Annotated in this window: 2 protein-coding genes and 1 pseudogene; all 3 read right to left on the bottom strand. The window is 43.5% G+C overall.

What is annotated here, in order from left to right; all coding sequences use genetic code 11:
- Positions 1-353, bottom strand: a pseudogene (locus B3180_RS00250) (succinylglutamate desuccinylase/aspartoacylase domain-containing protein); the annotation flags it as partial.
- A gap of 12 nt (positions 354-365) precedes the next feature.
- Complete coding sequence (locus tag B3180_RS00245; RefSeq protein ID WP_054488304.1) at positions 366-1,076, bottom strand: DUF599 domain-containing protein; 711 nt, start codon at positions 1,074-1,076, stop codon at positions 366-368.
- Positions 1,077-1,201: 125 nt separating this feature from the next.
- The coding region (locus B3180_RS00240) for a hypothetical protein (protein ID WP_286842163.1) at positions 1,202-1,383 on the bottom strand (182 nt) is incomplete at its 5' end.

The raw sequence follows: 1,383 nt of genomic DNA, 5'->3' as shown, positions 1-1,383 counted from the left end.
CTATGCGCGCCGCTGAATAACCGGTTCATATTTTCTTCAACAAATCGTTCGCCTTTATTAATTGAAGCCGGGTTTGCAATTAGAAACAGTGTACGGTGTGTCACTGTCTGCTTTTCATTAATAATATCGTTAATAATGTCGCGACAAATTTCGATAGGAGCCGTTTCGTTACCATGCACTGCACAAGATAAAATAATGTCCTTTCGGCCAGGGTTTTCTGGAGTAACTTCGAGCACACCACTGTCCCAAACCGACAATTTCGTGCCATCGGCAAGCGTTAAATCATGACTTTCATCACAGCCCCACTGGTGCTCGCGAGTCCAGGCAAGAAAATCAGAAAAGACTTTATTCACAACGTTCTCCTATTATTTTTTTCCCGGTACATAACCTTTAGTCGCCAATAACTCGCGTAAAACGCGCGAACGGTACTCACGACGATACAGAACTGCAACAACAATAGTGCTTGAAATGATCAGCATGACGGGGTGTAGAAACCAGGATAAATAGGCCAAAGCAAAGTAGTAGGTACGTAAGCCTTTATTGTACTCGTGACCGGATTGATCCAGTACTTTGGCTGCATGCATAGCAAAACGCTGACGCTCCTCCTCAGGTTTATTCTCCTGATGGTACTCGACTGAAGCTCCTAACAGCACCGATACAAAGCCAAACTGACGAATTGACCAGGTAAACTTAAAAAAGGCATAGATAAAAATGAGCGCCAGAACCGACAGCTTAAACTGCACTAAAATAGGAACCGTATCCGGACTCATTGGAATTTCATTTAAGACCAAAACGACTTCATCGGCATGAGCTAATACAGTAATGACACCAGCCAGCACCAAAATCGTAGAAGATGCGAAGAAAGTCACTGTACGCTCCACATTGCCAATTAAAGACGCATCGGCAACCTGGTTGTCCTTGTGCATCACGGCACTAAACCAATCAATTCGTAATGAACACAGGATACTCGATAGGCAGTGAGTGGTTCTGGCACGCTTACGTGCAAACAATGAGTAGCCTATCCAGCAAAAAAAGAAAAACAGTAAAGCGCTAAGATCAAGAAGTGACAGCAACATGTCAGCGTTTCCTATGAAATGATCCATTTATTAAATAGTGTAATGACATTAGTTTACCAGTTTATGACCGCCCATACGATAAAGCCGGAGACTTAGCTCCGGCTTTATTTTCTCTTCTCAGGCACTTAGTAGTTTTCTAATGCCTCTTTCGTACTCATATCTTTGGGTTCCGGCGGTTTTGCCAACCCATACCAGGACAACATAGTACGCAAGCCCCGTTTACTATCGGCCAGAATGAGATACAGGCAAGGTATCAACAATAAGGTGATAACGGTGGCAAAGATAATACCGAATGCCAATGATATCG

Origin of the sequence: Idiomarina sp. UBA4206, assembly GCF_002383015.1 — a bacterium.
In the GTDB taxonomy this organism is placed as follows: domain Bacteria; phylum Pseudomonadota; class Gammaproteobacteria; order Enterobacterales; family Alteromonadaceae; genus Idiomarina; species Idiomarina abyssalis.
Note: the sequence above shows the minus strand (reverse complement) of the source record. Positions and strands in the feature narration are given on the sequence as shown.